The organism is Variovorax sp. GrIS 2.14 (assembly GCF_046115955.1).
Lineage (GTDB): Bacteria > Pseudomonadota > Gammaproteobacteria > Burkholderiales > Burkholderiaceae_C > Variovorax.
Window position 1 is genome coordinate 1 of sequence record NZ_JBJXIA010000060.1, and the last position, 6,710, is coordinate 6,710.

General features: G+C 60.1%; 4 protein-coding genes and 1 pseudogene. All 5 read right to left on the bottom strand.

The window, feature by feature from the left end:
• Positions 1–269: 269 nt before the first annotated feature.
• Entirely contained in the window at positions 270–1,781 is a 1,512-nt protein-coding gene (locus tag RCH10_RS27025) for a sensor domain-containing diguanylate cyclase (RefSeq protein ID WP_323500830.1), read from the bottom strand.
• A 419-nt stretch (positions 1,782–2,200) separates the two neighbouring features.
• A pseudogene (locus RCH10_RS27030) lies at positions 2,201–2,568 on the bottom strand (transposase); the annotation flags it as partial.
• Between the two features lie 379 nt (positions 2,569–2,947).
• Positions 2,948–4,714, bottom strand: a complete 1,767-nt coding sequence (locus RCH10_RS27035) for a putative bifunctional diguanylate cyclase/phosphodiesterase (RefSeq protein WP_409054768.1) — start codon at positions 4,712–4,714, stop codon at positions 2,948–2,950.
• Positions 4,707–6,050, bottom strand: coding sequence for a diguanylate cyclase (locus RCH10_RS27040; RefSeq protein WP_409054769.1), 1,344 nt, complete (start codon positions 6,048–6,050; stop codon positions 4,707–4,709). The genes RCH10_RS27035 and RCH10_RS27040 overlap by 8 nt, the downstream gene beginning before the upstream one ends.
• A gap of 10 nt (positions 6,051–6,060) precedes the next feature.
• Positions 6,061–6,453, bottom strand: coding sequence for a PAS domain-containing protein (locus RCH10_RS27045; protein WP_409054770.1), 393 nt, complete (start codon positions 6,451–6,453; stop codon positions 6,061–6,063).
• Positions 6,454–6,710 lie beyond the last annotated feature (257 nt).

The window sequence follows — 6,710 nt, forward strand, 5'->3', positions numbered from 1 at the left end:
CCGCGACCGTGGACAACGCGCCGCTGTGCGGCCTGCGTTGCCCACCGCCGCAGCCTTCGACCACATGCCCACAGCCTTCGATCATTGAATTGAACAGGGCAGATAGAGAGCCAAAACGACAACCGGCCGGCGGGTAACATTCCTTCGTGAGACAACACGCCGGACAAAGCAATCGTCGCCAACCAGTGAGCCCCTGTAAATTTACAAAGGCATAGGCGTCAAAAACAAAGTCTCGGGGTCAAACATGACCGGCGCCGCTGCGGAAGCTTTCACAGTGCGGCACTCACAGCTGGGTCAAATTCCGTCACCACTCGGTTTCTGCCGCCCCTTTTGGCTCGGTACAAAGCTCTGTCAGCGGCACCCAGTAGTTCATCGGCACCGGCATTGGGGCCAGGGAATACCTGCGCTGCCACGCCTGCGCTGATAGAGACGTAACCCAAAACACTGGAGACAAAGGGCAACTGCAGATTCGCCACCGTCAGGCAGATAGCCTCAGCCACCACGACCGCTCCTGCTGTATCCGTCTCGGGCAGGAGCACGGCTATTTCCTCACCCCCATAGCGCGCCACGAAGTCATGGGGCTGGCGCACTGCCGACGCGATGGCACAAGCCACCGCCTGTAGGCATCTGTCGCCCGCGGGATGGCCGTAGATGTCGTTGTAGAGTTTGAAGTGATCGACGTCGACCATGATGAGTGCCATTGGCCGGCCCGTTCTGCGGGCGTTCGCGAAATCCTGCATGAGGGTTTCGTCAAAGTAGCGACGGTTTGCCAGGCCGGTCAGCCCGTCATGGTGCGCCAGGTGGGTCAGCTGCGCGTTGGTCACAGTCAATTCGTTGCGCGCTTTGCGCAACATATTTTCGTCTCGCAGTCGGTCGCGCATCAAGCGGACCACCTTGTTGCCCAACAGGCCCACAAAGCTACATAGCAGCACGATCCAGACTGTCTGAACATACGTTGTGGTCCGCCAAGGTTGCAGCAGTTCCTGCTTGGATAGCGCCACGGTCACAAACAATGGGTTGTTCTTCAGGTATTGGTAGCTCACCACCCGTTCCACACCGTCGAGGGGCGAGACGAACTCAATCGTGCCGGACCGATGTTTTTGAAGCAGCAAAAACTGGGCAGTACCCGCTACGGTTTTGTCCATGTCGGACTCAGTAAACGGACGCCGCGTTAACAGACCTCCTTCGGACAGGCTCAGCGACAGCGCCCCGTACTGGCCAATCTCGTAGTCCGCCATCAACTGCTGGATATGGGCCACTTTGACGGTGGCAAGCACCACGCCGGTGAAATGGCCGTCCAAGTCGTTGAGGCGCCGCGAAACCGGAATGAGCCAGACGTTGCCAATCCGACTGAGATAAGGCTTGCCCAGATGGCGCGCCAGGCTCAGGCTGTCGCGGTGGTAAGTAAAATAGGCCCGCTGGGAATCGTTAGCAAGCGCATTGCCAGTTGATTCGGAACTGACGATCCGCTGGCCTTGGGCGTCCATTACAAAGAGGCTGTGGATCTGCTCAGTCGCCGCAGCATAGTTGACCAGCATGGGGTGCATGTGTTGGACAGCGATGGGGTCCCCGTCCACGCGCCCAAGTTCAAATGCCACCGTGTCCAGAATTCTGGCAGTTTCGGAAAAAAGGCTGTTCATCTGCTGGGCAATCGCCCGCGTCAGATTCATGTCGGCCAGCGTGGCCTGACGGATGGCTTCATCGCGCGCCTGAAGCGCCAGCCAGACATTGACCCCAAGCAGTGCCACGCACACGAATACCACGAACGCCGTGATCGCCATTACCGCTCGGCGAGGCGAGCTCGCACGAGTGTCAGGCTGTTTTAGGCTCGACTCAGGAACAGCGAGACTTTTATCTACAAGCATCTTGGTAAGCCAGAAAAAAGTGTGTTGCGGGAAGGCCCAGATAAAAACAACGTACGGCAATCCAAACTTTTCTCCCAACGCCATTAAATGTCACGCATGTCAGAATTTGTCACAGCGCTTCAAATTGTCAGATCAAATGTGAAATTTAACCCGTTAAAACGGAATGCAGTTTTCGGGACGTCGGGAGACGTGTAAACGGGCGCCTCCCGGATTGCAAGAACTCATGTTCGTGACGATTCAGGAGACAGGGCTGCAGTCTCATATCCAGCCTGTTGCTTGTTTCGTTGTTTTCATCTTCTTCGCCGTCTGTACGCGGCCAGCCACGCCTCGGGGCGTCAGGCTGGGCCGGGTGCCGGGGCCGCCCAGATCGTCCGCGCGAGCTTGTTCGCGACCGCGGCGACGGCCACGCTTGCGGCCGGCGCTGCAACAAGGCGGTCAGCCATGGCCATGTCGGACCATCCTTGGATCGGATCACGACGGCCCGGGTACCGTGCATCAGCAGCGTTCGCAGGTAAGCATCGCCGCGCTTGCTGATGCCCAGCTGCCGTACCCGTCCACCGGTGCCAGTCTGGCGCGGAAGCAGTCCGGCCCACGCTGCAAACTCCCGTGCATCCTTGAACGCAGTCAGCTCTCCCATGCTGGCGACGACCGCCGTCGCCGTAAGAAGACCAACGCCGGGAATTTCGGCAACAGCCTTGCAGGCCGGTATTTTGCGTTGGCGAAAAGCGGAAACTGCCGGGGTGCATACAAGGGTGTGCCCCCGCATTCTCAGGTGCTTTCCACTTGGGTGGCATGAGGAACAACCGCATCCAAACCAAGTGAAATAACAGCTCATGCTGGGTGACGATCCGCGTCAAGTGCAGGATCAAGGAACTAGTTCGTTCAACGACTCCTCTCGGCATAGTGCAAGGCTCCTGTGCGGTCCCAGCCGCGGTTTAAAATCAGCGTCGCCCCGACACGGCTTCGTCACTTCGTACCCCTGGTTAAAGTCAACTTCAGGGTGACAACGGGCCGTAGCAATCGCACAACTAAATGCGGTTCAGCGCGCGCAGCAAATGATGGGGCTTGACTGTTCGGCAATCTCATATCGCCGGTACTGCGACATGGTTACTGATCGTGGCCCCATCCCCGTGAAGCCAGCTTGTCGCCCTATCGGCCGCCATTGGTCGCGCGTAGAAATAGCCCTGCCCTTTGTCACAGCCGAGGGTCCGCAGCAACGCTGCTTGGCCAGCGGTCTCAATACCCTCTGCTACCGTGACCATGCCCAGACTTCGCGCGATGTGGACGATCGCCTCGATGAGTACGCGGTGGTGTGCACTGGCTTCGATCGGGGTGACAAAGGAGCGATCGATCTTGATGACGTCGACAGGAAGTTCGTGCAGGCTGGACAGCGACGAGTAGCCGGTCCCGAAATCGTCAAGCGCCAAGGTCAACCCGAGTCCCCTGAGCTCACTCAACCGGGCCTGAACCGCAGTGTCTTGTGCGGCCAGGCTCTCAGTGATTTCCAGCTGCAGACAGGCAGCCGGCAACCCGCTTGCCTCAAGCGCGTTAGCGACGCGCTCGACGATCTTCCGATCGGCAAGCTGCGCTCGCGACAGATTGACAGAGACCGTACGGGGTGCCCGGTCGCCCAGGAGCGCGCGCCATACGACAAGTTGGCGGCAGGTGTCGTTGATGATCCAGTCGCCCAACTCGCGGATTAGGCCGGTGGCTTCGGCCACCGCGATGAATTCGGCCGGCATGACCATGCCTCGTTGCGGATGGCGCCAGCGCACCAGTGCTTCCATTCCCACTACTGAGCCGTCCGCAAGGGCGACGATTGGCTGGTATTCGGTGCACAGTTGCCCCCCGGACAGCGCGGTGCGTAACCCTAGCTCCAGATCGCCGAGCTGTCGGGCGCGATCCATCATCTCCGACTCAAAAACGACGCGGCGTGCACCTCCTGCGCGCTTGGCATCGCGCATTGCCAGGCTGGCGAGCTCCAGCAGTCCTTCGGCATTGCCAGAACAGCCCTTGCCTGTCACCAAGCCCACGCTCGCCGACAGGTGCACAGTCTGCTCGCCGATGGCGTAAGGCTCCTGCAACATGCTGACCAACCGATCCGCTGCGCCGACCGCAGCGAGCACACTGCCTTCAAGCATATCGAGGAACAGCACGAATTCGTCTGCGCCCAGCCGTGCTGCGAGGGGCGATGGCGTGCCGGAGGAAAGAGAAGCGCCCAACTCGTGCGCGGCCGCGCTCACGCGGCGTCCCATGAGACACAGCACTTCGTCGCCGGTCGCGTGGCCGAGGGTCACGTTGATACGTTCGAATCGGTCTGCGTTGACGAGCATGAGCGCAAAGTCGTACGCAGGTTCTTCCTGTGCCCGACTTAGCGCCCGGTGAATTCGCTCCAGTACCGCCGTTCGGTTCGGCAAAGATGTCAACGCATCAACGCGCTTTTGCCCATGAAGCAGCGCCTGCAGCCGCTGCTGTTCGCGCTGCACCACCACGCTTATGTCCGTCACACAGGCCATCAACGTGGTGTCGTCCAGCCGCATCATGTGAAGTCCCAGAAATAGCGGCTCACCTCGCGTTGCGCCGAGCTGCCGGACCTGCAGTGGCAATGCGTCGCAAACGATATCGCCAGGCTGCGCATTCGCGTTTGCAAGATTGCGCAATCCGGGCGCCACGGTCTTCAATACTTCAAATAGGTTGTCCAGCGCTCCGTCGACCGCCAGCGGCATTAGCAACTGTGCCGACATCGGATTGATCAGAATGATCGTGCCGTCGAGTGTGGTTTGGATCAGGCCGATCGGTGCGCGATAGAGAAACTGGACGAGGGCTTCGTCGGCGGCGGCTTCAGCCATGAATGTGTTTGGCGAGATTGCGATCGCCATCGGCATCGGTCTTACCTACCCAGCGCTCAACGCGGTTGCGGCCTTTCGACTTGGCCAGGTACATTGCCGAGTCGGCGCGTTGCAGCAACTCGTCCACGCCGTCAATGCCTTCTTGCATCGTCGCAACCCCGGCGCTGATCGTGTAGCGGATGAAGGTGCCGTTAATCTCGACGGCTTGCGCTTCAATGCTGCGGCAAAGCCGTAGCGCAGCAGCTTCGGCGGCTTCGAGTGTGATCCCCGGCATCAGGACGGCAAACTCTTCTCCGCCCACCCGCGAGACGACGTCCATCGCATGAAAGCTAAACGACATGCCTGCGGCAAGATGCCGCAACACGGCGTCTCCTCCGGAATGCCCATGTTCATCATTGATTCCCTTGAAGTGGTCTGCGTCGATCATCACCACGGAGAGGGGCCTGGACATTCGCGTCCAGCGCTGGAGTTCGAGATTCGCTGCGTCAAAAAACGCGCGACGGTTGGCCAGTCCGGTGAGGTGGTCGCTCGAAACCGACTGCCGCAGCGCCTCGGTGGCGTCGCGCCGGTCGGATATGTCGCGAATGATCAGACTGTAGGCACGCTCCGTCTGCCGCTCGTCAGACGGGTCATCACCAGGCACGTGCAGCGGTGCGATCAGGCAGCTACCCCAATAGCGCGTCCCGTCGGCCCGCACTCGCCATCCCTCGTCGAGGCTCCAGCCGCTGTCGTCGGCCTCGTGCAGCCGGTCGAGCGCACGGTCGCCCGACATGCCGTCCAACGGATAGAACATTGCATAGGAGTGTCCGACCGTAGCTTCGCCAGCAAAGCCCGCAACACGCCCGATGCTCGGGTTCCAGCTCTGTGCGCAGCCGTTCGCATCCAACGCCACCAGCGCGTAGTCGGTCAGGCCGGTCACGATGGTGTTTATCCACGCCAGGCTCTGGCGCAGTTCGCGATCGCGCTTGACGGATTTGGTGACGTCGCTGAGCACGGCCATCAGTCGCCGGTCGTCCAGCTTGAGCAGGCTGAGCGACAGGATTTGTGCGTCTTTGTGGCCACGTCCCGCGTTGACTTGCAGGTGTAAGGCATCGCACACCATGCCATGACTGCCTTCAAAGGCGGCGGCCATGTGCCGAAGGTCTGGCGCCACACCTTCGAGCGCAGTGAACAGATTTGACAAACCGCCATCGCGCGACAACGGCATCAGCAGTTGGGCGCACAGCGGATTCACCATCACGATCTCGCCGTCGGTATGCGCCTGCACCAGTCCGATGGGTGCGATATACAAAAACTGCGTCAGCGCCTCGTAGTCTTCCTCAAGTGAAAAAGCCATGTGGGAGAGCTCAGCCCACGCGCTGGACAAGAACGTAGCGGAACAGCCCGCTGGGCGACGCGAGCAAACGCAATTGGACCTTGACAGGCCGCATGCGCAGGGTCAGCACGTATTCGATGACCTGGTCGAGGGTTGTACCGTGCTCTACGGCATCCTCGAAGCGCTGTGCAACCAGAAAGTTGTTCATGCACGGTGCAACAACGGTAAATAGGGGCTGGCTCAATACCCGCTGCGGGGAGAGTCCAGCCGCTTGTGACTCAAACGCGTTGTAGCGGCGCACCACACCACTTGCATCGAAGCCGATAACGCCAAAATCAAGCGCATCCAGTTGCGCGTCGGTGAACCCGTCCAGCGTGCCGAGAAGCTCCGGCGTAGCAAAGGCGGCGCATACGATAGGTGTCATTGAGAGTCCACAAATTAATGAGAGGCGGAGTGCATTTCGGCGGTCGTTCAGCTATGGGTGCGCTCCTCGTTGGAATAAGTATGAGCCCGACTGCCGTCGCCTCTTTGTTTTCGGCACTGTGGCCAAAAACTTAAGGCCGTAGGTCGAACCCGATGTCACCCTTCGCGGTGCCGTTCGCTGCGGTTGTCTCCAACAGCTGCTCTGCCAACAAGAATTGCGCGCCCCTCAATTCGATTGCGGCGGCGCTCGTCGTCTGG

What these genes read in the sequence shown, in the direction of transcription:
- RCH10_RS27025 (WP_323500830.1), bottom strand. Translation starts at nt 1,781, where the DNA reads ATGGCGATCACGGCGTTCGTGGTATTCGTGTGCGTGGCACTGCTTGGG.
- RCH10_RS27035 (WP_409054768.1), bottom strand. Translation starts at nt 4,714, where the DNA reads ATGGCTGAAGCCGCCGCCGACGAAGCCCTCGTCCAGTTTCTCTATCGC.
- RCH10_RS27040 (WP_409054769.1), bottom strand. Translation starts at nt 6,050, where the DNA reads ATGGCTTTTTCACTTGAGGAAGACTACGAGGCGCTGACGCAGTTTTTG.
- RCH10_RS27045 (WP_409054770.1), bottom strand. Translation starts at nt 6,453, where the DNA reads ATGACACCTATCGTATGCGCCGCCTTTGCTACGCCGGAGCTTCTCGGC.